Genomic DNA, 24,030 nt, shown 5'->3' on the forward strand with positions numbered 1-24,030 from the left:
CCGGGACCTCAGCTTGCGCCAGCCGGCAGCGGCGGCAGCCAGGTGTCGCCGGTCCAGCCCATTTCGTCGTAGTCGGCCATGCAGGTGTCGACCAGTTCCTCCATCGCCCTCAGGCGCCCGCCGCGCTCAGCGCCCTTCAGCACCTGCAGCCGCACCTCTTCCGGCGCACCGGCATAGTTGAGCTCATAGAGCGCGTGGCGGCCGCCGAACTCGGTGCCGGTCGCATCCCACAGCAGCTTCATGATCTTGATGCGTTCGACATGGCCCATGTCGTTGGAGCCGCGCACGTACTGGGCAAGGTACTTGTCGATCTCCGGATTGTCGAAATCCTTTGCCGAGGACGGCAGGTAGATCAGCCCCGAAGCGATGACTCGGCGCACCGTATCGATAACGCGCGGATAGGCCTCCGACATGAAAGTGCGATAGGCGAGCGCCGCCTCGAGATTGGGCAGCACGGCGCCGTTCGCCCATGGGATCGGTTTGTGCGCCATGGCGTTGGAAAAGCTCCAGAACATGTGGCGCAGCGCAATTACTTCGCCGAGCGCCGCCTGGTTGCCGCGGAAGGCATCCCCGCCCGTCGCGCGCAGCGCCTTCGCCAGCAGGCCTGCGAGGAAGTCGAGCTTGACGGCGAAGCGCGTGCAGCCCTGAAAACAATAGCCGTGCATGAAGCCCGACGCCGGGTGGAAGGAGAGGATCTTCTGCGCATCGCGCAGCACCAGCACGTCCTCCCAGGGGATGAAGACATTGTCCAGCACCAGGATCGCATCGTTCTCGTCGAAACGAGACGACAGCGGATAGTCGAAGGGATGGCCGACCGTGTTGGCCGTCTGCTCGTAAGAGACGCGGCAGAACATCTTTATCCCCGGCGCGTTCATAGGCACGATGAACATCACCGACAATGACGGGTCCTCGGTGACCGTCGCCGAGCTCTGCGCCAGGAAATTGTAATGGGTGAGCGCTGACGACGTCGCCACCACCTTGGCGCCGGACACCCAGATGCCGGCGTCGTTCTCCTTCGTGATGTGCACGAACACGTCCTTCACCTGCTCGGCCGGCTTGTGGCGGTCGATCGGCGGGTTGACGATGGCATGGTTCATGAACAGGGCCGCTTCCTGGGCGCGTTTGTGCCAGGCGAGTGCATTGTCCCTGAACGGGCCGTACCACTCGGCATTGGCGCCGAGCGTGTTCATAAGTGCTGCCTTGTAATCGGGCGTGCGCCCCATCCAGCCGTAGGACATGCGCGACCAGTCGGCGATGGCGGTCTGCTGTGCGGCGAGATCCGCGGCGGAATGGGCGACGCGGAAATATTTGTGCGTGTAGCCGCCAGAACCGGTGTCGGTCGGCGAGGTCAGCACCGCCTGCCGCGCCGGATCGTGCAAGGCATTGTAGAGGCGGGCCAGCGAGCGCGCCGAGTTGCGCATCGCCGGATGGGTGGTGACGTCGGCAATCCGCTCGCCATTGATATAGACCTCGCGCCCGTCGCGCAGGCTCTGCAAATATTCGGCACCGGTAAACGGCCGTTTCGTGTCGGCCCGGAAATCTTCCGATCGCATCATGATCCTCCTTTAACGCGTCAACTGTAGCGATCGTCGTGACAAAGGTTTATGGACGAAAGTATAGAACCACTTGGATTTTTTCGCCGTGATGAGCCAGACTGCCATTCCCGAATTCTTCGTCTACGGCGAACCGGCGCGTGCGCTCGACGTCGGATTCCTGCATGTCGAGACTGTTCTTGCGCGTGCCTCCGTGCATCGCGGCCAGGTTCTCGCGCACAAGCACCCGCAAATGGCGCAGATCACCTTCTGGACCGGCGGCAGCGGCATTTATCGGATCGAAGACGAGACCTGGAGTTTTTCAGCGCCGACGGTGAGCTTCATGCCGAGCGGCGTGGTCCACGGATTCAGCATCGAGACGGGCGCCGACGCCATCGTTGTCTCGGTCGCCGATGCTGCCCTTGCGGCGATCGCTGAGCAGTCCGCGCTGCCGCTCGACCAGCCGGTCTTCGTCACCGGACGCGGTGAAACGGCCCTCTGGGAAAGGTTGGGTGATACGGTTACGATGATCCAAGCGGAATATGCCGACAGGTTGCCCGGTATGGAGAAAATCCTGCCGCCGCTGATCGCCGTGGCATTGTCGGGCATCGCCCGCCTCGATGCGCAGTCGCATGCTGTCGCGGTGCCGGCGACGGTGGCGCTGGGCGGCCGGCTGCGGCGTCTGATCGACCGACACTTTCGCGACGACTGGCCGGTCGAGCGCTATGCCGCCGCGCTCGGCACCACGCGCCATCTGCTCGACAAGGCAGCGCGGCAGGTGCTCGGCGCGGGCGTACGCCAGGCGGTTGGTGAGCGGCGGCTGGTCGAGGCCAAGCGCCTGCTGCTGTTCACTGTGCGCCCGGTCGAGGACATCGCCTATGAGACCGGGTTCAACGACCCGGCTTATTTCTCGCGCTTCTTCCGCGCCGCCGTCGGCCTCTCGCCGGCGGCGTGGCGACGCCTGCGGCTCGGTCAGGACTGAGCGTCACCGTCGCTCAGGCGGCTGCCGTCAGTCCGGCGTCGAGAGCCTCGGCGATCTTTGCCACATCGGCGGACGAGATCACCAGCGGCGGCGACAGGATGATGGTGTTGCCGGAGACGCGCAGCATGACGCCGGCCTTGTAGGCGGCCTCTGCGGCGGCATTCATCGTCTTCTTGTCGGCCGGCTTCTTGGCGGCACGGTCGGAAACCAGTTCGAGCGCCGCCATCAGCCCTTGGTAGCGCACATCGCCGACCAAAGCGTGCTTCGCCTTCAGCGCCTCCAGCGCCTTGCCGAGCTCGACACCCCGCGCCGCCGCATTCTCGTTGACGGCAAGCCGCTTGGTCTCGGCGAGTGTGGCCAGCCCCGCCGCGCAGCCGACCGGATGGCCGGAATAGGTGTAGCCGTGCCCGATCGAGCCGAAGCTGGTCTTGTCGGCCTCGAAGACGTCGGCAACCTTGGCGCTGATCAGCGTGGCGCCGAGCGGGAAGTAGCCTGAGGTGATCGCCTTGGCGATGGTCATGAAATCCGGCTTCACTCCGGAGAGCCGCGAGCCCGACCAGGCGCCGGTGCGACCGAAGCCGGTCACCACCTCGTCGGCGATGAGCAGGATGTCGTGACGGTCGCAGATCGCCCGCACCATCGGCATGAAGCTCTCATGCGGAACGATCACACCGCCGGCGCCGAGCACCGGCTCCATGATGAAGGCGGCGATCGTGTCGGCGCCCTGGAAGGCGATCTCGTCTTCGATCGCCCGCGCGCAGAGTTTCGCCAGCTTCGCCGGATCGGTCTCGTCGAACGGATTGCGGTAGGTCCATGGCGCCGGTGTATGGAAGACGCCGGGCAAAAGCGGCTCGTAGTTGCGCCGGAAATTGGCATTGCCGTTGACCGAGGCGCCGCCGAAATGCGTTCCGTGATAGCCCTTCTTCAGCGCCAGGAACTTCGTCCGGTCGCCCTGGCCCCTGATCTTCCAGTATTGCCGCGACAGCCGCAGTGCCGTCTCGACCGAGTCCGAGCCGCCGGAGGTGAAGAAGGTCCGTACCATGCCCTCGGGAGCGAACCAGTCGCACAGCTCATAGGCAAGCTCGATCGACGGTCCGGTCGAGGTGCCGCGAAAGCCGGAATAATAGGGCAGGGCGTCGAGTTGTGCTGCGATCGCCTTCTTGATCGGATCGCAGCTGTAGCCGAGGTTGACGTTCCACAGGCCCCCGACTGCATCGAGGACGGTGCGGCCTTCGGCATCGGTGACCGAGACGCCTTCGCCCTTCATGATGATCTTTGGCGGCGTCGCGCGCATCTCGGCCGGATGCGCCATCGGATGCCAGATCGGCTTGGCGTTGTTCTCGGTGAGGAAGTTGATGTCGCGCATCGGTGGGAACTCCGTTTCTTGAATTCTTAGGCCGCAACGCCGAAATGGCCGAGCGCCTCTGCATAGCCTTGCCCCGGTTGGGCGACGTCGAAATGCACGGCCAGCATGCCGGCGGCGACCGCGCCGTCGACGTTACGCTTCTGGTCGTCGACGAAGACGCAAGCCGCGGGCGGCAAGTGCAGTGCTTCGCTCACCATCGCATAAGCGCGCGGATCGGGTTTCAGGATGTGCGTGTAGGTGGCGTCGATGATGGTCTCGAACAGCGACAGCAGCGGCAGGCGCTCGCGAAAGCTGTTGCCGTAGAACAAGTCGAGCTCGTTGGAGAGGATGGCGAGCCGGATGCCAGCTTCATGCGCCGCACGGATCGCTCGTTCCGCCTCTGGCCGCACCACCGCTTGCGGGTCGGCGCCGCGCGCCCGCTGCACGAAAGTCGACATGTCGTCCCAGTCCTCGCCGACGAGACGGCCGACTTCACGCGTGCGCGTCTTCCAGTAGTCGCGCTCGCTGATCTCGTCGGCTTGCATGGAACGCCACAGCGGGTCGGATGCCGGATCGAACGGCCCGCGCCAGCCGAGCATGCCGGGCGTCAAGTCCAATGCGCGTTCGGTCAACGCGTGCGTTTCGAACAGCGTGCGGGTGACGACGCCGCCGAAATCAAGCACCAGCGCCTTTGGCGATGGCCCGCTCATGCAGCTTGAGTTCCTTCCGGCGCGCCCAGCGGCACAATGCCTTCGGCGACCCAGCGGTCGAAGATCTCCAGTGCCTTGGCGCTGAAGGCGGCGTCGTTGATGTGCCCTGATATCTCGTGCAACTCGGCATTGCCGGGCACGCTCGAGCGCATCTCCTCGACAAAGGCCGACAGCGCCTCCGGTTCGTGCAGCGGCTCGCCCTCCTGGTCCCATTGCTGGATGCCGCCTGCCGGCAGGATGAAGGCGGTCGGCCCGGTTGCGGCGGCGAGCTTCTCGCCGATGGCGCGCGCGATCTCCTTGCGGGTTTCGCCGTCTGATGTCACCGAGGCGAGCAGGCGGTTGTGCGCATGGTACGGCCGTTCGAAGAAACGGGCAGGCACTGCTTGCCAGGTCGGAAAATCCACCATGTCGACGGCGCCAGGTGCCACGATCTGAGGGATGCCTTGCCGACCAGCATTTTCCAGCCGGTCGGAGCCCGAATTCACCACCGAGCCGGTCAGCTGGTTGGCGAGTTCCTGAAGGCTGAAATCCATCACCGCGACGAAGCCGCGTTGCGCGGCGATCGCCTCAAGCGCCCGGCCGCCCATGCCGGTGGTGTGGAAGACGATGACTTCATAGCCGCGCTTCTCCAGCTCCGGCTTCAGCGTCACCATATAGTGCAAGCAGCTTTTTCCCAGCGAACTCATGCCTATCCTGGGCCGCGTCGCGTCCGGCTTAACGACGGCGCGCGCGGCACCCACCACCGCTCCGCAGGCCTGCGACAGCACCGCCTTGCAGGCACTGTTGAGGCCATAGAGACCGCCCGCCCACAGGATCATCATCAGGTCTGTGGCGATCCGTTCTGGTGGCAGCAGATGTGAATAGGCAATGGTCGAGATGACGAATTTCGGCACGCCGAGCGGCAGCGCCAGCGCGACGTCAAGCGCAAGGTCGGTGCCCATCGAGCCACCGAGCGCGATGAAACCGTGGATTTCGCCCTTGTCGCAGAGTGCGCGGGCAAGCCGCGAGGCGCCGAGCGCCATCAGCGTCATCGCCGAATTCTCGTCGCCGCTGGCGATGATCGCCTCGATGGTCGTGTCGGCAGCTTGAGCCACCGCATGCTTGTCATGCGCCGGCTGGTAGGGCGGATCGCCGAGCACGCTCACATCCATCATCACGGCGACACCGCCGACCGCCTCGATGCGCTCGCGCATGAAGAGCAATTCGTCGGCCTTGGTGTCACCGGTGCCTATAACCAGGATTCGGCGTGTCTCCTCCACAGTCAATCTCCTTGCAGGGGTATTTGTTGTCATGCTCGCTTGAGGCCCGGCTGGCCCTGCCGTCCGAAAAGCCGCTCGCTGATAACGCGCGCAGCCGCCGCCACACTGGCGCCATAGCGCTCGATCTCGCCCTTCTGGACCCGCACCTTAGGCGCCGCGACGGCGATGATGCCAATGGCAAAACCGTCGGCGCCGAGGATCGGCGCCGCGACGCTGAGCACGCCCTCCTCGAAGCCTTGCGAGCCGGTCGAGTGCCCGCGCGCGCGGGCGGCGGCGACATGCTCGGCAAGTGTTTTCGCGTCGCCTATTGTGTGGGGCGTGAAGGCCGGCAGCGGTCCGGCCAGAACAGCGTCTCGGATACGCTCTTCCGTGAACGCCAGGAACGCAATGCCAGAAGCCGTCGCATGCATCGGCAGCACCTCGCCGAGTTGCACGCTGACGCGATTGGCCCTGGTCGATTCGACGACATGGACTGTGATCAGGCCGCGCTTCGAATATTCCGACAGGTGCACCGTCTCATCGGTTTCCGCCGCCAGCGCCTCGACCACCGGCACCGCCATGCGCAGGAAGGGAAACTGGGCTTCGCGCATCAGCGCCAGCCGCGCGACACCGGCGCCCAGCCGGTAAAGACGCGTGGCTTCATCCTGCTCGACCAGCCCATGCGCTATCAGGGAGACCAGCAGCCGGCGCGTTGTTGCCTTGTCATGGCCGGCGCGCCGGGCGAGGTCAGCCAACGCCGTCTCGGGCTCGCCGCGACCGAGCATTTCCAGCAGCGTGATGGCCTTGCTCACCGTACCCATGCGTATCTGATCCTCCATCTGATACTTAACGTGCGAATTAACTTGACAGGAAGCCGGTTCCTTTGCAAGTCTATATTCGAAATGTCGTTGCAAATAATGAAACGACAAGGCGGCCCGAAACAGGGCCTCGACATTTCAGGGACACTTGGCTTCCGCAGCGCGGAATTGGAGGGAAAGATGACGACAATTGAAGCCGGCGAAGCGAACCGGCTGAGGAAGAACAGCCTTGGCGTTGGCGCCATCACCTTCATGGTGATCTCGGCAGCGGCGCCTCTGACGGCTGTGGCTGGCGGCACGCCGCTCGGCATGCTGATGGGCAATGGCGCGGGCTTTGCCGGCACCTATCTGATCGTGACGCTGCTGCTGCTGTTGTTCGCGGTCGGCTATGTCGCCATGTCGCGCCATGTCGGCAATGCAGGCGCCTTCTATGCGTATGCGGCGCGCGGGCTCGGCGGTCTCGCCGGCGGCGCCACGGCGCTGATCGCAATCCTGTCCTACAATGCCATGCAGATCGGCGTCATGGGCCTTCTCGGTGCCGCGACCGCCGGGCTGTTCGCCGGCTGGGGCATCAACTTGCCCTGGTGGGCGTGGAGTTTCATCGCCATCGCCATCGTCGCCGTGCTCGGCTACAGGCAGGTCGACCTGTCGGCCAAGATCCTGACCGTTCTGGTGCTTGCCGAATACGTCGTGGTGCTGATCCTCGACATGGCGATCGTCAAGACCGGAGGCGATAGTGGACTGTCAGCGGCGCCGTTCAGTTGGAGCCAGATCACCAGCGGCGCGCCGGCGATCGCCATCCTGTTCTGCTTTGCCGCGTTCATCGGCTTCGAGGCAACGACGATCTATGCCGAGGAGGCGCGCGACCCCAAGGTCACCATTCCGCGGGCGACATATTTCTCCGTCATCCTGATCGGCGTCTTCTACATGGTCACCGCATGGCTGATGGCGGTCGGTGCCGGCGTTGACAAGCTGCTGCCGGCGCTGCAGGGGCTTCAGGATCCGACCACGTTCCTGTTCGGCCTGTCCGACCGCTACGCCGGAACGATGCTCTCGCACGCCATGAGCATCCTGTTCGTGTCGAGCCTGTTTGCCGGCGTACTGGCGTTCCACAATGCGGTCGCCCGCTACATCTATGTTTCCGGCCGCGAGAAGCTCCTGCCGCGGACCATCGGCGTGACCCATTCGACGCACCAGAGCCCGCATGTCGCCTCGGTCATCCAGAGCGTGCTTGCCGCTGTCGTCGTCGGGCTCTTCGCCGTGCTTGGCCTTGACCCGGTGCTGGCGCTGTTTTCGTGGCTGACCAACGTTGCCACTCTCGGCGTCATCGTGATGATGGCGGTGGCCTCGCTCGCCGTCGTGATGTTCTTCCGTGCCAACCCGTCCAGTCAGGAGAACGCGGTGAAGACCACAATCCTGCCGGGGCTGACCTTCATCGCCTTCGTCATCATCATCTATCTGATCGTCATCAATTTCGGCGGCCTGTCCGGTGCTGGCGGGTTCCTCGGCGTGTTCCTGCCGGCGCTGGTGCTGATCGCGGCCGTGGTTGGCCTTGTGCTGGCGAGCGCGTTGAAGAGCCGGGATCCGGTGGCCTTCGCCGAGCTTGGACAGCCTTTGAAGGACTGAGATCAAGAGGGGCGGCGCATGACGCCGCCCCCTTCTTCACCCTAGGGGAGTAGCGGCGTTGAGCTTTGCCGAGAGCATCACCGTTGAGGCGCTGGAAGCCGATCCGTATCCGATCTATGCTGAACTGAGGCGCAACGCGCCGGTCGCTTTCGTGCCGGCGGTCAACCTCTGGTTCGTCACCCGCTGGAAGGATGTCGAAACGGTCGCGAAGTCGCCCGACATCTTCTCCGCGGTTGTCGGGACATCCCCGGTCGAACGCTCCTTCGGCAAGCCGACCATCCTGACCACCGACGGAGACGTCCACAAGGATCTGCGCCAGGGCGTCGACCCGAAATACCGGCCGCGCACCGTCGCTTCCTATGCCGGGGATCTCGTGCGCTCGATCGCCGGAGCCTATCTCGACCGGATCGCCGAGCAGGGTGCGGCGGAACTGATGGCCGAGTATTTCGAGCCGGTGTCGACGCTCAGCCTGGCGCGCTCGCTCGGGCTGGCCGACATCGACATGCCGACCTTGCGGCGCTGGTTCTATGGCCTTGCCCAGGGCGCCATCAATTTCGAGAACGATCCGAAGCGCCAGGAAATCGCCGATGCGATCAGCGCCGAGGTTGGCGCCGCCATCCTGCCGACGCTGGAGAGGCTTGTCCACGCGCCTGACGACTCCGCCCTGTCGCACATACTGCATGACGGCATGCCGCAGGGTGCGACCCGCGCCATCGACTTCGTGATGCCGAGCATCAAGGTCATCCTGCTCGGCGGCATGCAGGAGCCCGGCCATGGCGCCGGCTCCATACTTGCCGGCCTGCTTTCGCATCCCGAGCAGATGCGGCAGGTGCTGGACGATCTGGAAACCTTGGTGCCGAAGGCGGTCGACGAGGGTCTGCGATGGGTCGCGCCGATCGGCACGCAGACGCGCCAGACGACGCGCGCGGTCGAGCTCGGCGGCGTGACCATCCCGGCGGGCGCGCCAGTCGCCGCGCTCGTCTCCTCGGCCAGCCGCGACGAAATCCGGTTCTCCGATCCCGACCGTTTCGACATCCTTCGTGATGAAGGCAACCACGCTGCCTTCGGCTTTGGCCATCACTTCTGTTCGGGTCGGTTTTTTGCGCGCGAGCAGATGTGCCTCGCGGTAAGGCTTCTGCTGGAACGGTTTCCGGATCTGCGGCTGGTGCCAGGCAAGGAACCGGTGTTCCGGGGCTGGGAATTTCGCGCGCCAACCACCCTGCATGTCGCCTTCGGAGCCGGTACCCAATGATCAACCAGAACACCATCGATATGCTGCGCAAGGCCGAGGTCGGCGTGCGAAACCTCTTCATCGATGGTGCGCAGACCGCAGGTGCAAGTGGCGCCACGCTGCCCGTGATCTCGCCGATCGATGGCCGCCCGTTCGCCAGCATCGCCGACGGCAACGCCGTCGATGTCGATCGCGCCGTGGCGTCGGCGCGCAAGGCGTTTGAGAAGGGCTCGTGGTCGCGCGCCGCCCCCGCCTTCCGCAAGAAGATTCTGACGAAGTTAGCCGAGCTGGTCGAAAAGCATGTCGATGAACTGGCGGTGCTTGGCGTCCGCGACAACGGCACCGAGATCGGCATGGCCTACAAGGCCGAGCCGTTATCGGCCGCGGGCACCATCCGCTACTACGCGGAGGCTATCGACAAGGTCTATGGCGAGATCGCGCCGACGGCCGAGAATGTGCTCGGGCTGATCCACAAGGAGCCGCTCGGCGTTGTCGGCGTCATCGTACCCTGGAATTTCCCATTGATGATCGGCGCCTGGAAGATCGCGCCGGCGCTGGCTGCCGGCAATTCCATCGTCGTCAAGCCGCCCGAGGTCGCTTCGCTGACGCTTCTGCGGCTGGCTGAGCTCGCTGCCGAAGCCGGGCTTCCCGCCGGTGTGTTTAACGTCGTTACCGGCCGTGGCGCGGTTGCCGGCGAGGCGCTCGGCCTGCACATGGATGTCGACGCCATAGCCTTCACCGGCTCGGGGCCGGTCGGCCGGCATCTGCTTGAATATTCGGCGTGTTCCAATCTGAAGCGCGTCTTCCTCGAACTCGGCGGCAAGTCGCCCAACATCGTCTTTGCCGACGCCCCGGACCTGAAACAGGCCGCAGTCGTCTCGGCCAACGGCATTTTTCGCAATTCCGGCCAAGTCTGCGTTGCCGGCTCGCGCCTGCTCGTCCAGGCGTCAATCTATGACCGCTTCATGGACGAGCTCCTCGCAGCGACCACGCGGCTGAAGGTCGGCGATCCGCTCAATCTGACGAGCGACGTCGGTGCGGTATCAAGCGCCGAGCAGCTGGACAAGAATCTCGGCTTCGTCGAACGGGCGACAGCTGAAGGCGCCCGTCTGGTCACCGGCGGCGGACGGATCCTGGCCGAAACCGGCGGCAGCTACATGGCGCCGACGATCTTCGAGAACGTGACGCAAGAGATGCAACTCGCCCGCGAGGAGGTGTTTGGGCCGGTGCTCGGCGTGATGCGCTTCGAGACCGAGGAAGAGGCGGTGCGGCTTGCCAATTCGACGGTCTATGGCCTTGCCTCGGCGGTGTGGACCGCCAACCTCTCCACGGCGCATCGCATGGTGCGCAACATCAATGCCGGCGTCGTCCACGTCAACACCTATGGCGGCGCCGACATCACCGTGCCGCTCGGCGGCGTCAAGCAGTCCGGCTTCGGTCGCGACAAGTCGATGCATGCGCTGGACAAATACACCGATCTCAAAACAGCCTGGATTTCTCTCGGCTGACCGTTTCTCGCTAAGCGCTGCCGAGGATGAAATCGGCACAGCGGTCGGCGATCATGATCACCGGCGCGTTGGTGTTGCCACTGATGAGCCTGGGCATGACCGAGGCATCGCAAATCCGCAGGCGCGGCACGCCGCGGACGCGCAACCGCGGATCGACCACGGCACTGTCGTCATTGCCCATCCGGCAGGTTCCTGATGGGTGGTAGACCGTCTTGGCGTGTTCGAGGATGTGGCCGACGATCGCCTGGTCAGGAAGATCCGCGGCCGCGCCCGGCGAAAGCTCCTCCGCCACCATGGCCTGCAGCGCCGGCTGGCGCAGGATGGTGCGGGCGATCTTCATGCCGGCCAGCAGCAAGGCGAGATCGTCCGGATCGGACAGGAAGCCGGTGGTGAAGCGGATCGGATCGGCAGCATCGCGCGAGCGCAGCCTGACTGTGCCGCGCGACTTCGGCCTGAGCACACAAGGATTGATCTCCATGCCGTGCCGCTCGATCGAGCCGTGTTCGGCGCTCTCGATCATCACCGGCAGGACGTGGAACTGGATATCGGGACGGCCATCGCCATCGGCGTCGAAGAAGCCGCCGCTCTCGACCACATTCGAGGTGAGCAGGCCGGTGCGGAACATGAGGTACTGCAGGCCGTGGCGCAGCGCCCGCAGGCCACGGTCCTCACCAAGCAGCGAGATCGGCTGGCGCGTCAGCGCATAGACGGGAGCCGCGACGTGATCCTGCAGGTCGCGGCCGACCGCGGGCATGTCGCGGATGACGGGAATGCCCAGCGCGGTCAGATGTTCGGCTGGCCCCAGTCCCGACAGCATCATCAGCTTCGGCGTCGCCAGCGCGCCTGATGTGAGGATCACTTCGGCTTCCGCCGTCGCTGTATGGGTCTGTCCGTCCGATGTGGTGTAGGCGAGGCCGCTTGCCGCACCGTTTTCCAATGTCACGCCGGTGACAAGCGCATCGGTGACGACGGTGAGGTTGGCATTGCCTGCCAACGGCTTCAGGAACACCTTTGCCGCCGATTGTCTTTCGCCATTCGCGGTCGTCGTCTGGTAAAAGCCGACGCCTTCCTGCCTGTCCCCGTTGAAGTCGTCATTGAAGGGATAGCCGGCCTGTTGCGCGGCCCTGACATAGGCCAGAGACAGCGGATGGCGATGGCGGGGATCGGAGACGGGCAGCGGTCCGGTGGTGCCGTGGCGATCGCCGGCCAGCCGCTCGTTGCGCTCCAGCCGCCTGAACACCGGCAGCACCTCGTCCCAGCCCCAGCCGGGACAGCCAAGGTCGCGCCAGTCATCATAGTCCTGCGGCTGGCCCCTGACATAGAGCATGGCATTGATCGACGACCCGCCGCCCAGCGTGCGGCCCTGCGGCACCGGTAGCCGGCGGCCGCCGACGCTGGGTTCGGGATCGGATTCGTAGATCCAGCTGCGCGCCGTGCCGATCACCTTGGCGAAGGTGGCGGGCATGTCGATGAAGCGCGAATTGTCGGCCGGCCCGGCTTCGACGATCAACACGCGCTGGCCGGTATTGACCAAGCGGTTGGCCAGCGTGCAGCCGGCCGAGCCGGCGCCGGCGATGATGTAGTCGTACGCAGCGTTCATGGCGTCAGGCGTAGCGCATGATGACGGTCTTGGTCTCGAGATAGCCGTCGATCGCCGCGCGGCCGTGTTCGCGGCCGATGCCGGACTGCTTGAAGCCGCCGAAGGGTGCCGCAGGGTCCAGCGTGTTATGCGAATTGACCCACACCGTGCCGGCCTTGAGGCCGTGGACGGCGGTCATCGCCTTGCCCATGTCGCGGGTCCAGATCGAGGCCGACAGGCCATAGCGCGTGTCGTTGGCGATATGGATCGCCTCGTCGAGATCGGCGACCGGCATCGCCGCTACCACCGGACCGAACACCTCCTCACGCGCGATCTCCATGTCGGGCCTGATATTGTGCAGGATGGTCGGCGCGACATAATGGCCCCTGGCCGGTACCGACCGCGCGCCGCTGACGCGTTCGCCGCCGGCCGCCAGGCTGCGCTCGACAAAGCCCTCGACGCTCCTTCGATGCTTGGCCGAGACCAGTGGGTTGATCTGGGCTTCGGCATCGCGGCCGGCGCCCAGTGTCATGTCATCGGCGATCTCGGCCAGCCGCGCCAGCGTGCGGTCATAGATAGACTTTTCGATCAGCAGCCGCGAGGCCGAGGTGCAGACCTGGCCCTGGTTGAAAAACATGCCGAGCCCGGCGACCAGGGGCTCAATGCCCTCTTCCATGTCGGCAAGCAGGATCATCGGCGATTTCGACCCGAGCTCCAGCGTGAAGCGGGCGACATGGTCGACGGCCGCGTGGCCGACGCGTTTTCCCACTTCCGTCGAACCGGTGAAGGTCAATTTGTCGATGCCGGGATGACGGATCAGCGCCTCGCCGGTGACGCTGCCGCTGCCGGTCACGATGTTGATGACGCCGGGCGGGAAGCCTGACGCCTTGATCAGTTCTGCGAGCCTGAGCAGGCCGAGCGGCGTCTCCTGCGGCGGCTTCAACACCACGGTGCAGCCGCAGGCGAGCGCCGGCGCGATCTTCCACATGCCGATCAGCAACGGGAAATTCCACGGCACGATGGCGCCGACGACGCCGACCGGTTCCATTATGGTCATCGCTTGATGCCTGGCGCCAGGCGGCACCGGAATGGACACCTGGAAGGTCGAGCCCTCGATCTTGGTCGCCCACCCGGCATAATAGCGCAGCCAGTCGACGCTGCCGCCGGCGCTAAGCATGCGGGCGACACCTAGCGACTTGCCGTTCTCGATGCTTTCGATCTCGGCCAAGAGATCGGCATCGGCCTCGATGGCGTCGGCGAGCTTCAGCATCAGGTTCTGGCGGTCGACCGGCCGCATTGAGGCCCACGGGCCTTCAAGGGCTGCACGCGCAGCACGCACCGCCTGGTCGACCAGTTCGGGACCGCTCTCGGGCACATGCGCGACGATCTCGCCGGAGGCGGAATCATCGACAGCGAGGCCATTTCCCGCCAAGCCGTCAACAAAGCGTCCATTGATGAAGGGCCGGTGCGGACGCGCCAGGAAAGCGGCGGCAGCAGTGCTGATCGGCGGCACGGTTCTCTCGTTCACGCCATCCTCCTCGATTGCTGGTGAACACGTTGCATCAGGGTTATGGAGCGTGTCGGCTGGCTTCAAGCGGCTGATGGTGCCAGTGCACGCTCAGTCAAAACAAAGTTCCCGCTTGGACAAGACGCCCCGCAGTCGACTGGCCTAGACCAAAGTCGCATCGAGCAGCGTGTTTTGCGCAGGCTTCCCGGTTGTCAAAGAGGTGTCGACGATTGAGTGCGTTGCTGGGCAATCCGATGGTCACCACTGCTGCGCTGCCACTCGCGCTCGGCACGGTGATGGCGCTGTTGGCAAGGGTCGCACTGCCGGGATCAGTGCTTTCTCTGCTGTGGGCCGCTTTGATTTTGTTCTTCTATTGGGACACGCTCGGGCCGCCTGTGGTGCCGCCGGTCGCCGCCAGCCAGAAGCTGATCTATCTCGCCTCTGGCGGCATCGTCGTGGGCCTGTTGCCCGAACGCCTGTTGAGCGCTGCCGTTGCGGGCAAGCTTGTCGCCGCCGCGCTTGCGGTAGCCTTGCTGTGGCTTGGCTGGCGCCGCCTGGCCGGCGGTTCACTCGACCTGCAGATGGTCGCCGCCCTCATCGCCGGCCTGTTGGCGATCGTCGGCGCCGCGATGCTGCTGTCGGCGCGGTCCTCGCCATCGTCGTCCGCCGAAGCGCCGTTCCTGGTGCCGGCGGCGATGCTCGCTTTTTGCCTGGCCGGCGCCATCATCTCGGTGCTTGGCGCCTCGATCGTCACCGGGCAATTGCTGGGATCGCTTGCCGCGCTCGCCGGCGGCTGGTGTCTTGTCCAGTACATCACAGTGCTGCGCGGAGGCTCCGCCGTTGCCTGGAGCAAGGGCACTGAACTGCTGCTTATCTACGCCGCAGCCACCGTGCAGATCCAGGTCGCGCTGCTGGCGCCGAAGGCTAATCCGGTCGCGCTGGTGCTTTCATCCTTGCCGCTGATCGTGGCCATGCTGATGCCCGGTCCGCTGCGGGGCCTTGTTCCCGGCGTCCGGCCGTTGCGGCCGCCGATTGCCGGTCTGCTGATCGCCACACCGGCGATATTGGCCATCCTGACGGCGATCCTATGGGCGCCGCATGGAGCCGCCCTCGGCTTTTCCTGAGCCAAGGAACGACAACCAACAATGGGGAGAGTTACGTGACGATGAGAAAACTGACGGCCGCGTTAGCCTTTGCCTCGGTGTGCGCATTCGCATCGGCAGCACATGCCGACACTTACGAGATCGACGGCCAGCACGCCTGGATCACCTTCACCATAAAGCACGGCATCTACGGCATCGCGCATGGCCAGTTCGATGCGGTGAAGGGCGCCATCGTGATGGACAAGGCCGATCCATCGAAAAGCAGCGTCAAGGCCGAGATCGATGTCGGCTCGGTGCACACCGCCTATGACCAGCGCGACAGCGATTTGAAAGGCCCCGACTTCTTCAACGCCGCCGAATTCCCGGCGATCTCCTTCGAAAGCACCAAGGTAGAGAAGGTCAGCGACAAGACCGGCAAGGTCACCGGCAATCTCACCATCAGCGGTGTGTCCAAAGAGATCACCCTCGACGTGACGCTGATCAACGAGGCGCCGGCGCCGTGGGATGCGACGCTGACCAAGGCGGCGTTCAGCGCCACAGGCAAGGTCAGTACGGCCGACTTCCCGATGGCCAAGGCCGCGGCCGGCTTCGGCCTTGGACCGGATGTCGACATCGTCATGGATTTGGAAGCGGTGAAAAAGTAATCCGGCGAGAGAGTGCCGCGCGCAAGGTCGCGCGGCACTTCATCGGACAGGGCGCAAAGTGCGCACTCAGTCAAAACAAAGTTCTCGCTCGGACAAGACGCAGATTGGCCGGTGCCGCATTATTCCCAGCGAAGATCGGCACATAGCCGGCGCGCTTACCAATCGGGATGGAACAATGCGATTTTCGGGAAAGACGGCTTTCATTACCGGCGGCGGCACCGGGATCGGCGCGGCGGTGGCCAGGCGCATGGCGGCCGACGGCGCCAAGGTGGTCCTGATGGGCCGGCGGCGCGAGCCGCTGGAAGCTGTGACCAAGGATATTGGCGGTCTGGTGGTGCAGGGCGATGCCGCCGATCCGAAGGCGGTGCGTGCGGCGCTTGCCGAAGTGCATGAAAAAATCGGACCGGTCGACATCCTCGTCGCCAATGCCGGCGGCCATGGTGTCGGCCCGACGATTTCGATGAGCGACGAAACCTGGAGCCTGGCGACGCGCACCAATCTCGACACCGCTTTCGTCTGCGCCCGCGAATGCCTGCCGGACCTGATCGCGCGGAAGGGCAACATCGTCGTCGTTGCCTCGATCGCCGGCCTGTTTGCCGGCCCGGACGCCGCCGGCTACGTCACCATGAAGCATGCCTGCATCGGCTTCGGCAAATCGCTGGCGCGCGACTATGGCCGCAAGGGCGTGCGCACCAACATCATCTGCCCGGGTTGGGTCTCGACCGACATGGCCGACGAACAGATGGCGGTGATCGTCGAGAAGCACGGACTTGGCTCGATCGACGATGCCTACCGGCTGGTGACCAGGGACGTCCCGCTCGGCCGGCCGGCGACACCGGAAGAGGTTTCCAACGTCGTCTGCTTCGTCGCTTCGAGCGAGGCGGCCATGATGAACGGTTCGATCCTGACCGTCGATGGCGGCGCCACCGTCGTCGACCTGCCGACATTAGCTTTTGTCGATTGATTGGGAGAGTGCGATGAACGACCAGAACAGGCCGGCGGACTGGAAGCATTTCGACGATTTCGCCGCCGGCATCGCCACCAACCGGCTGGCGACGACATCAGCGTTGCGCGGCCAGACCTTCAAGATCACGCTCGACACGGGGCGCACAATCGACCTTGCCTTCACGTCGCCCGACACGGTGGCGTGGAGCGAGGGCAGCGTGGCCGGCGCGGACTGGTACGAGGCGCTCGAAGTCGCCGCCAACGTGTTCTTCATCAACATGACTTTCGCCGCCCGGCCGACCGAGGATGAGGCCTACATCGTCAACACAAGCACGCGCCGGGTGCTGTCGGTGCGCGAACGGGTGCGTGAAGCAGGCGAAGCGCCCGGCGAGCCGCGCGTCGCGCAGACCTGGTCGGCCGGCGTGCTCGGGGATCCCAGCAACGCGCCGACCGGTATCAAGCCGGCGCCGACCCGGGACCTGATCGGGCTCACCGCGCACTACACATACAGCCCCAACCACGTCTACGAGCACATCTATCTAAGCTCCGAGCGCTATGCCTGGCAGAACCTCGTCGGCATCCAGCGTGGCCATGGCGACGTCGACCTGGCGACCACCTGGAAGTTTGCCGACAACCAATATGTGTTCGGCTTCCGCGAGTTCATCATCCCGGTCGCCTCGCTGTTCTTCTACAATTGGGACGTCATGCGCTCGACCGGGAAATTCCTCGGCGTGACCAGCCTGGGCAAGGTCGAGAACAAGCCGGCCGGCGCTCACATCGAGAAGAAATCCAGAACCGTCTACGACGAAGGCAAGGCGCCGGTCTGACCGCGCGGGAGAACGCGATGAACAAGAACTACGAAGCGATCAAGGCCCATTACGCCGGTTCCGATGCCAAGGACCTATCTGCGATGATGGCGCCAATCACCAGCCGCACCGCCTGGACCGAAATGGCGGGCTTCCCCTATGCCGGCACCTATGTCGGCCCCGACGCCATCATAGCGGGGGTCTTCAAGCGCATCGGCGAGGAGTGGGACGGCTACACGCTGAAGCTCGAAAGACTGGTCGACGGCGGCGCCACCATCGTCGGCATCGGCACCTATTCGGGCACCTACAGGAAGACCGGCAAGCAAATGTCGGCGCGCGTCGTCCATGTCTGGGAGATGGACGACGGTAAAGCCGTGAGTTTCGAGCAGTTCACCGATACCAGGCTGGTCGCGGCAGCGACGGTCTGAGGCATGCGGGCGGGCGCCGATGCGTCCGGCCGATGAAACAACCTGGGAGGATGCAATGGGAAACAATCTGAAGGCAATGCTGGCGGGCCTGGTGCTGTCGACCGCACTTGCGGCCGGCGGCACAGGAGTCGCGAATGCCGCCGGCGACGAGATCGTCATCGGCGCTCCGATCTCCTTGACCGGGCCGCTGGCCGGCGACGGCAAGGAGCAGAAATGGGCCTATGAGCAAGCGGTGGCCGACATCAACAAGGCCGGCGGCATCATGCTCAAGTCGGCCGGCAAGAAGCTGCCGGTGCGCCTCGTCGTCGCCGACGACGAAAGCTCGGAAGGCAAGGTCGCCTCGGCGCTGGAAAACCTCATCAAGGTGCAGAAGGTCGACGCGCTGCTATCGACCCATTCCGGGCCGATGAACATCGCCGGTGCCATCGTCGCCGAGAAATACAAGAAGTTCTACATGATCACGACGGCGTTCCCGTTCGAGTGGCAGCCGTTGAAGCTCAAATACTCGGCCCTCTTCTTCTTCCACCCGGGGCCGGGCGCCGAGGTGCCATTCGAGATCTGGAACAAGCTGCCGGCCAATGAGAAGCCGAAGAACCCGGCACTTGTCACCGAGGATTCGCCCGACGGCAAGGGCTTTGGCGGCGCCTTCGAGGCGGCGGCCAAGAAATATGGCTACACTTTCGCGGTCGACGATCCCTGGGCGATCGGGGCCACCGACTATTCGGCGCTGATCACCAAGCTCAAGGCCGCCAATGTCGACGCCATGCTGGTGTTCGGCTCGCCGGCCGACACGGTGACGCTGCTGCGCCAGATGAAGGAGCTCGGCTTCTCCGTGCCTTATCTGCATGGCTGGAAGGGCACCTGGACGGGCGAGTTCCACGAAGCGCTCGGAGCGGATTCGGACTACATCATGACCGACGGTTTCTGGTCGTCGAGCTATCCCTATCGCGGCGCCAAGGAACTCGGCGATCGCTACGAGGCCGAATTCAAGAAGGACTCCGTCACAGTCGGCGCCTTCTACGCTAATGCGCAGGTGCTGGCGCAGGCGATCGAAAAGGCGGGAACCACCGATGCCGCCGCGCTGCATGACGCGGTCTTCAACCAGGAATTCAAGGACACCGTCGTCGGCGATCTCAAATTCGACCAGGCCGGCTTTGCGCTGATCCCCAGCGTTGCCACGCAATGGTGGCAAGGCAAGCACCAGCTGATCTTCCCGAATGGCAACTGGACCTACAAGCCGGCGCCGGCCTGGGACAAGCGCTGAGCGGCGAGGGCACGGGCTCCGACGTTGCCGCCTGCCCTTCTCCCCGTCCTACTCGGGGAGAAGGCCGGCAGGGCGATGAGGGCGGCGCTGACCTCGATAGATTGCGCGGATAGCTTCCCCTCGAGAAACGGAAACACACGATGCAGCCTGACGAAACCTTGCTTCGCCTCGAGGCGATCCAGAAGCGGTTCGGCGGGCTTGTCGTGCTCAACAACATCGACATCGCCGTCGGAGCCAATGAGCTGATCGGGCTGATCGGTCCCAACGGCGCCGGCAAGTCGACACTGTTCAACGTAATTACCGCGCTCTACACCCCAACCCAGGGCCGTATCCGCTTCCGTGGCGAGGACATCACCGGCACGGCCCCGCATCGCATCTGCCGGCTCGGCATTGCCCGCACCTTCCAGCTGGTGCGCACGTTCCTGACCATGACGGCCTTCGAGAACATCATGGTAGGTGCCGTCTATGGCTCGGGCGGCCGCGTCAAGCATGCGACGGCAGCCGCCGAGGAGGCACTTGAACTGGTCGGGTTGACCGCCAAGCGCGATGTCCGCACCGCGCATATGACGTTGTCCGACCGGCGGCTGCTGGAGATCGCGCGAGCCGTTGCCTCCAGCCCGGGGCTGCTGTTGCTGGACGAACCGATGGCGGGGCTGAACCCGACCGAGATCCAGCGCACGGTCGATGTCATCCGCCGCGTGCGCACAGACAAGGGGGTCTCGATCCTGTGGGTAGAGCACAAGGTCGATGCCATCATGAAGGTATGCAGCCGGGTGATCGTGCTGGACCATGGCGAGAAGATCGCCGACGGCACGCCGCGCGAGATCGTCGCCAACCGCAAAGTGATAGAGGCCTATCTTGGCGAACCGGCTGCTTGACGTCACCAATCTGGAAGTCGCCTATGGCGACGTCGGAGCGCTGTGGGGCGTGTCGATCCACGTCGACGCCGGCAGCATCGTCGCCATTGTCGGCGCCAACGGCGCGGGCAAGACGACGCTGCTGAAGACCATCTCCGGTCTGCTGAAGCCGAAGCGCGGCGAGATCTTCCTCTCCGGCGCGCCGCTGGCCGGCAAGGCGCCGGAGGAGATCGCGGCGATGGGCATCGCGCATGTACCGGAAGGGCGCGGCCTGTTCCGGCAGATGACCGTGCTGGAAAACCTCGAGCTCGGCGCCTTCCAACCCAAGGTGCGGAAGCGCTTCAAGCAGTCGCTGGAGAAAGCCTACACGCTGTTTCCGCGGCTAAAGGAGCGGGCAGGGCAGAAGGCCGGTTCGCTCTCCGGCGGCGAGCAGCAGATGCTGGCGATCGCGCGCGCCACCATGTCGGACCCGTCGCTGCTCATCCTCGATGAGCCGTCGCTGGGGCTCAGCCCGATCGTGGTGCAGCAGATGTTCGCGCTGATCGAGACCTTGCACAAGCAGGGCGTCACCATCCTCCTGGTCGAGCAGAACATCCATCAGGCACTGAAGGTCGCCGACTATGCCTTCGTGCTGAAAACCGGCGAGCTTGCCATGCAAGGCACTGGTGCCGAGCTCATCGCCGATCCCGAAATCCAGAAGGCCTATATGGGCGTCTTGGAGGTGCAATGATGCAGAACATTCCGCCTCCCGAAATCCTGCTGCAGCTGTCGCTCAACGGCGCGCTGGGCGGCGCCATGTACGGCGTTGCGGCGGTGGGCCTCAGCCTCATCTTCGGCACCATGCGGCTGATCTTTCTGGCGCAGGGCGCGATGATCATCCTGTCCGCCTATTTCGTACGGGCGCTGTTCTACGGCGTCGGCATCGACCCTTTCGCGTCGCTGCTGATCGTCGTGCCCGTCGGGCTCGTCGTCGGCTGGCTGGTCTACCAAGGCCTGTTTCGCCGCGCGGCGGCAGCGGAGGACCGCAACATCTCACTCTTGATCGCGGTCGGTCTGATGTTCCTGATCCAGAACCTGATGACGGTTATCTGGGGCGGCAACACCGCGGCCATCGTCACCTCCTACACGGCGAGCGGCATCGAGATTTTGGGCGTGCGCACCTCCTTCACCCGCTCGATGGGCTTCGTGATTGCGCTCGCCGGTACCGGCCTGGTGGTGCTATTCCTGCGCAAGACATTGGTTGGTAAGGCGGTGCGCGCGGCCTCCGAGGACATGGAGGCGGCGACGCTGATGGGCATCAGCCCGCACCGCGTCAACGCCGTCGCCTTCGCGATCGGCATCGGACTCGCCGGAGCGGCCGGCGTCGCGGTGGCGACGACTTTCCCGTTCAACCCGTTCGCCGGCTTCATCTTCAGCCTCAAGGCGCTGGTGGCGCTGGCGCTGGGCGGGATCGGCAATGTCGCGGGCGCACTTGCCGGCGGCATCATCCTCGGCCTGATCGAAGCCTATGTGCAGTATTTCATCTCGGGCGGCTGGACCAACGCTATCGCCTACGGCGTGTTCCTGGCGGTGCTGATGTTCAAGCCGGAAGGCCTGTTCAGCCGGCCCTACAAGAAGGCTTGAGCGTCATGATGATGAAAGCCTTGCCGGAACAATTCTGGATTGGGATCGCAATTGCCGTGGTCGCTGCCCTCGCGCTGGTGCCGCTCCTGCCCGGCGCGATCGATTCTTACGCCTTCTCGTTCCTGTTCTTCGTTTTCATCTACGCCACTATGGCGCAAGGCTGGAACCTCGTTGCCGGCTTCGGCGGCCAGATCAGCCTCGGCAACCATGCCTTCTTCGGGCTCGGCGCCTACACCACCGCCATTCTATGGAGCGGCAATTATCTCTGGGGCACGTTCTATGACGCCTATCCGCGGATCTACTATTTCGACCCGGTGACGATGATGCTGGGCGGGCTGGTCGCGGCCGTCGCCGCCATCATCATCGGCCTGCCGCTGCTGTCAAAGCTGCGCGGCGACTATTTCGCGCTCGGCACGCTCGGCTTCGGCGAGATCATCAAGGTGATGTTCATCAATGGCGGTGATTTCACCGGCGGCGCCTTCGGCGTCGTGGCGCCCGCCGGCACCTTCGATACGCTCTTGCCGCACTATCTGGTCGGGCTCGGCCTGATGGTGGGCACGGCGCTTGCCATCCGCTTGCTGATGCGCTCGCGCTACGGCCTGGCGCTGATCGCCGTGCGCGACGACGAGATGGCGGCTTCGGCCAACGGCATCGATACGCTGAGGGTCAAGGTCGCCGCCTTTGCTGGCAGCGCCTTCATCGCCGGCGTCGCCGGCAGCCTCTATACCTACTACATCTTCCATGTCGGCCCGGACTCCGTCTTCGACCTCGACTGGATGCTTTTGCCGCTGATGATGACGGTGGTCGGCGGCACCGGCACCCTGCTCGGCCCGATCCTCGGCGCCTTCGTCATGTACGCGGTGTTCGACCTGGCGCGCATCGTGGTGCCGGATTACCACCCGGTGATTTCGGGGCTGACCATCATCTTGGCGATGCTGTTCTTGCCGAAGGGGCTGATGCGGAGTTTTGCGGGCAGGGCGCGGACGGCTTGAGGTCTGGGTACAGCCCTGTTGAAGCGTCAGCGCTGCAAGTCGGGAGTGAGAGCCCTCGAAAAATTATGGAAGGTGAGGATACAATGTGCCTCATACGGGCGCAAAACAATTTGCTGTATCCGATAAAGGTACGGCTAACAGCACCTTCCTAATGCACCACCATACGCACTCGCTCCCGCAAATCTCTCGGCGCCACGTCATACTTGCTTCTGAACGCCCGCGAAAAATGTGCGCTCGAATTGAACCCGCAGGCAAACGCGATTTCCGAGATGGAGGCTGAGGCGCGGGCGGGCGACAGCAGCTCCTGCTTGCTGCGCTCCAGCCGCCTATCCCACACGAACCGCTCCAGTGTGGTGCCTTCGCCTTCGAAGGCGCGGTGCAGATAGCGGCGGGAGCAGCCCATGTGGCGGGCTATGTCCTCGGCCGACAGGTTTGAGCGCGCCAGGTTGGCGTCGATATAGGCGACGATGCGTTCGCGCAGCGCTTCCAGCGGCGAGCGGCGGAAGTCCGGCGCCGTCGGCTTTGCCTGGATCAGTCCGTTGACGAGTTGTATCAAGCTTTCTCCGACACGGCGGCAGCCGGCCTCGTCGAGCTTGTGAGCGGTGCCGATCGCCATCTGCATCAGACCGGAAACGATATGGGTGAGGCTGTCGTCGTTGCCGGGCAACGGCACCGGCGCCGAGAGCCGCGCCAGCGTCCCGTCGCCGAAGGTCGAGCGCGGCACCTGCAGGATGAGCTGGTCAACATCCGACAGGTTTTGCAGCGAATAGCTGCGCATTGGATCATAGATGATCGCAGCGCGTGGGCCGAGATCGACCGCGACCTCCTGCTGCTCGAAGCGGCTGTGACCGCTGAGCTGCATCAGGATCTTGATCGCGTCGGGATCGAAGCTGCGCCAGAAGGTACGGTCGCTGACGACCAGATGCGACTTGGCCTTGATCTCGGAAAGCCGGCAGGAGCCGAGATGCACGGAAACGAGCTTCGGCAGCGACGGCGCCTCGCCGCGTGAGAAACGCTGGGTGATCGGGCCGAACAGCATCCGCGACGCAGATAGGAAAGCCTCGCCGTCGGCGACGCTCACGTGGTGGGCGATCATAGTCTCCTCCACATTCTCGTTGTTCCCGTCTTGTCGCGGGATTGTGACGCAGCGGCAGCGCCACGCCATCCTTAACATGATAAGCATCTTTGCCGCAACGGCGGAGGTGCTTCACGCCGCGCCGGACGAAGTCGGCCGGCATCCTGGTGTCCGCGTTACTGAAGGGCCCCATGCCGCTGCCGTGCGGAAAGGCCCG

The 24,030-nt window shown here is 64.5% G+C and carries 22 protein-coding genes; 14 read left to right on the plus strand and 8 right to left on the minus strand.

Translation table 11 applies throughout. The features are described 5' to 3' along the window. Positions 1–8 precede the first annotated feature (8 nt). On the minus strand, positions 9–1,553 hold the full coding sequence (locus tag NKI41_RS23710; protein ID WP_352469821.1) for a 4-hydroxyphenylacetate 3-hydroxylase N-terminal domain-containing protein: 1,545 nt from the start codon (positions 1,551–1,553) through the stop codon (positions 9–11). A 91-nt stretch (positions 1,554–1,644) separates the two neighbouring features. Here NKI41_RS23710 and NKI41_RS23715 point away from each other — a divergent pair, with 91 nt between their 5' ends. Beyond that, a complete protein-coding gene (locus NKI41_RS23715; RefSeq protein WP_352469641.1) occupies positions 1,645–2,514 on the plus strand; it encodes a helix-turn-helix domain-containing protein in 870 nt (289 codons plus the stop codon). 13 nt (positions 2,515–2,527) lie between these two features. Here the strand turns inward: NKI41_RS23715 and NKI41_RS23720 are convergent, their stop codons facing one another. Genes NKI41_RS23720 through NKI41_RS23735 form a run of 4 tightly spaced genes read right to left on the minus strand, consistent with a single transcriptional unit; the run spans position 2,528 to position 6,628 of the window. Then, the gene (locus NKI41_RS23720; protein ID WP_352503133.1) at positions 2,528–3,880 is read right to left on the minus strand and encodes an aspartate aminotransferase family protein; all 1,353 of its coding nucleotides are present in this window, start codon (positions 3,878–3,880) and stop codon (positions 2,528–2,530) included. A 26-nt stretch (positions 3,881–3,906) separates the two neighbouring features. Next, entirely contained in the window at positions 3,907–4,569 is a 663-nt protein-coding gene (locus NKI41_RS23725) for an HAD family hydrolase (protein ID WP_352685374.1), read from the minus strand. Further along, positions 4,566–5,861 carry a Tm-1-like ATP-binding domain-containing protein gene (locus NKI41_RS23730; RefSeq protein ID WP_352685375.1) on the minus strand — a complete coding sequence of 432 codons (1,296 nt, stop codon included), beginning with the start codon at positions 5,859–5,861 and terminating at the stop codon, positions 4,566–4,568. The genes NKI41_RS23725 and NKI41_RS23730 overlap by 4 nt, the downstream gene beginning before the upstream one ends. Further along, positions 5,858–6,628, minus strand: coding sequence for an IclR family transcriptional regulator (locus tag NKI41_RS23735; protein ID WP_352685376.1), 771 nt, complete (start codon positions 6,626–6,628; stop codon positions 5,858–5,860). Before NKI41_RS23735 ends, NKI41_RS23730 begins: the two co-directional genes overlap by 4 nt. A gap of 177 nt (positions 6,629–6,805) precedes the next feature. On the opposite strand from NKI41_RS23735, the gene NKI41_RS23740 reads away from it, so the two are divergent. From NKI41_RS23740 to NKI41_RS23750, 3 genes are read left to right on the plus strand one after another with little or no spacing between them, the layout of a single operon-like run. After that, complete coding sequence (locus tag NKI41_RS23740) at positions 6,806–8,251, plus strand: APC family permease (protein ID WP_352685377.1); 1,446 nt, start codon at positions 6,806–6,808, stop codon at positions 8,249–8,251. 58 nt (positions 8,252–8,309) lie between these two features. Continuing rightward, the gene (locus tag NKI41_RS23745) at positions 8,310–9,503 is read left to right on the plus strand and encodes a cytochrome P450 (RefSeq protein ID WP_352685378.1); all 1,194 of its coding nucleotides are present in this window, start codon (positions 8,310–8,312) and stop codon (positions 9,501–9,503) included. Next, entirely contained in the window at positions 9,500–10,990 is a 1,491-nt protein-coding gene (locus tag NKI41_RS23750) for an aldehyde dehydrogenase (RefSeq protein ID WP_352685379.1), read from the plus strand. The genes NKI41_RS23745 and NKI41_RS23750 overlap by 4 nt, the downstream gene beginning before the upstream one ends. A 10-nt stretch (positions 10,991–11,000) precedes the next feature. On the opposite strand, the gene NKI41_RS23755 is transcribed toward NKI41_RS23750, so the two are convergent. Both NKI41_RS23755 and NKI41_RS23760 read right to left on the minus strand, forming a co-directional pair. Continuing rightward, entirely contained in the window at positions 11,001–12,590 is a 1,590-nt protein-coding gene (locus NKI41_RS23755) for a GMC family oxidoreductase (protein WP_352469649.1), read from the minus strand. Between the two features lie 4 nt (positions 12,591–12,594). After that, positions 12,595–14,097 carry an aldehyde dehydrogenase family protein gene (locus tag NKI41_RS23760; RefSeq protein ID WP_352685380.1) on the minus strand — a complete coding sequence of 501 codons (1,503 nt, stop codon included), beginning with the start codon at positions 14,095–14,097 and terminating at the stop codon, positions 12,595–12,597. A 209-nt stretch (positions 14,098–14,306) separates the two neighbouring features. Here NKI41_RS23760 and NKI41_RS23765 point away from each other — a divergent pair, with 209 nt between their 5' ends. From NKI41_RS23765 to NKI41_RS23810, 10 genes are all read left to right on the plus strand, one after another. Beyond that, the gene (locus NKI41_RS23765; RefSeq protein WP_352469651.1) at positions 14,307–15,200 is read left to right on the plus strand and encodes a hypothetical protein; all 894 of its coding nucleotides are present in this window, start codon (positions 14,307–14,309) and stop codon (positions 15,198–15,200) included. Positions 15,201–15,241: 41 nt separating this feature from the next. Beyond that, positions 15,242–15,823 (plus strand): YceI family protein, encoded by a 582-nt coding sequence (locus NKI41_RS23770; RefSeq protein ID WP_352539477.1) that lies wholly within the window; start codon positions 15,242–15,244, stop codon positions 15,821–15,823. Positions 15,824–15,998: 175 nt separating this feature from the next. Next, complete coding sequence (locus tag NKI41_RS23775; RefSeq protein ID WP_352469653.1) at positions 15,999–16,787, plus strand: SDR family NAD(P)-dependent oxidoreductase; 789 nt, start codon at positions 15,999–16,001, stop codon at positions 16,785–16,787. 13 nt (positions 16,788–16,800) lie between these two features. After that, positions 16,801–17,595 carry a MoaF C-terminal domain-containing protein gene (locus tag NKI41_RS23780; protein WP_352685381.1) on the plus strand — a complete coding sequence of 265 codons (795 nt, stop codon included), beginning with the start codon at positions 16,801–16,803 and terminating at the stop codon, positions 17,593–17,595. A gap of 17 nt (positions 17,596–17,612) precedes the next feature. Next, positions 17,613–18,002, plus strand: coding sequence for a nuclear transport factor 2 family protein (locus tag NKI41_RS23785; protein ID WP_352469655.1), 390 nt, complete (start codon positions 17,613–17,615; stop codon positions 18,000–18,002). Between the two features lie 55 nt (positions 18,003–18,057). Beyond that, positions 18,058–19,266 (plus strand): amino acid ABC transporter substrate-binding protein, encoded by a 1,209-nt coding sequence (locus NKI41_RS23790; protein ID WP_352685382.1) that lies wholly within the window; start codon positions 18,058–18,060, stop codon positions 19,264–19,266. Between the two features lie 140 nt (positions 19,267–19,406). Next, the gene (locus NKI41_RS23795) at positions 19,407–20,144 is read left to right on the plus strand and encodes an ABC transporter ATP-binding protein (protein ID WP_027027454.1); all 738 of its coding nucleotides are present in this window, start codon (positions 19,407–19,409) and stop codon (positions 20,142–20,144) included. After that, positions 20,125–20,853: an ABC transporter ATP-binding protein gene (locus tag NKI41_RS23800; RefSeq protein WP_502893727.1), complete on the plus strand. Its 729-nt coding sequence runs from the start codon at positions 20,125–20,127 to the stop codon at positions 20,851–20,853. Before NKI41_RS23795 ends, NKI41_RS23800 begins: the two co-directional genes overlap by 20 nt. Then, a complete protein-coding gene (locus tag NKI41_RS23805; RefSeq protein WP_352469658.1) occupies positions 20,850–21,746 on the plus strand; it encodes a branched-chain amino acid ABC transporter permease in 897 nt (298 codons plus the stop codon). Before NKI41_RS23800 ends, NKI41_RS23805 begins: the two co-directional genes overlap by 4 nt. Before the next feature lie 5 nt (positions 21,747–21,751). Then, the gene (locus tag NKI41_RS23810) at positions 21,752–22,738 is read left to right on the plus strand and encodes a branched-chain amino acid ABC transporter permease (RefSeq protein ID WP_352469659.1); all 987 of its coding nucleotides are present in this window, start codon (positions 21,752–21,754) and stop codon (positions 22,736–22,738) included. A 148-nt stretch (positions 22,739–22,886) separates the two neighbouring features. Here the strand turns inward: NKI41_RS23810 and NKI41_RS23815 are convergent, their stop codons facing one another. Beyond that, positions 22,887–23,834, minus strand: coding sequence for a helix-turn-helix domain-containing protein (locus NKI41_RS23815; RefSeq protein WP_352539270.1), 948 nt, complete (start codon positions 23,832–23,834; stop codon positions 22,887–22,889). Positions 23,835–24,030 lie beyond the last annotated feature (196 nt).

The organism is Mesorhizobium sp. M0601, from assembly GCF_040320845.1.
In the GTDB taxonomy this organism is placed as follows: Bacteria; Pseudomonadota; Alphaproteobacteria; order Rhizobiales; family Rhizobiaceae; genus Mesorhizobium.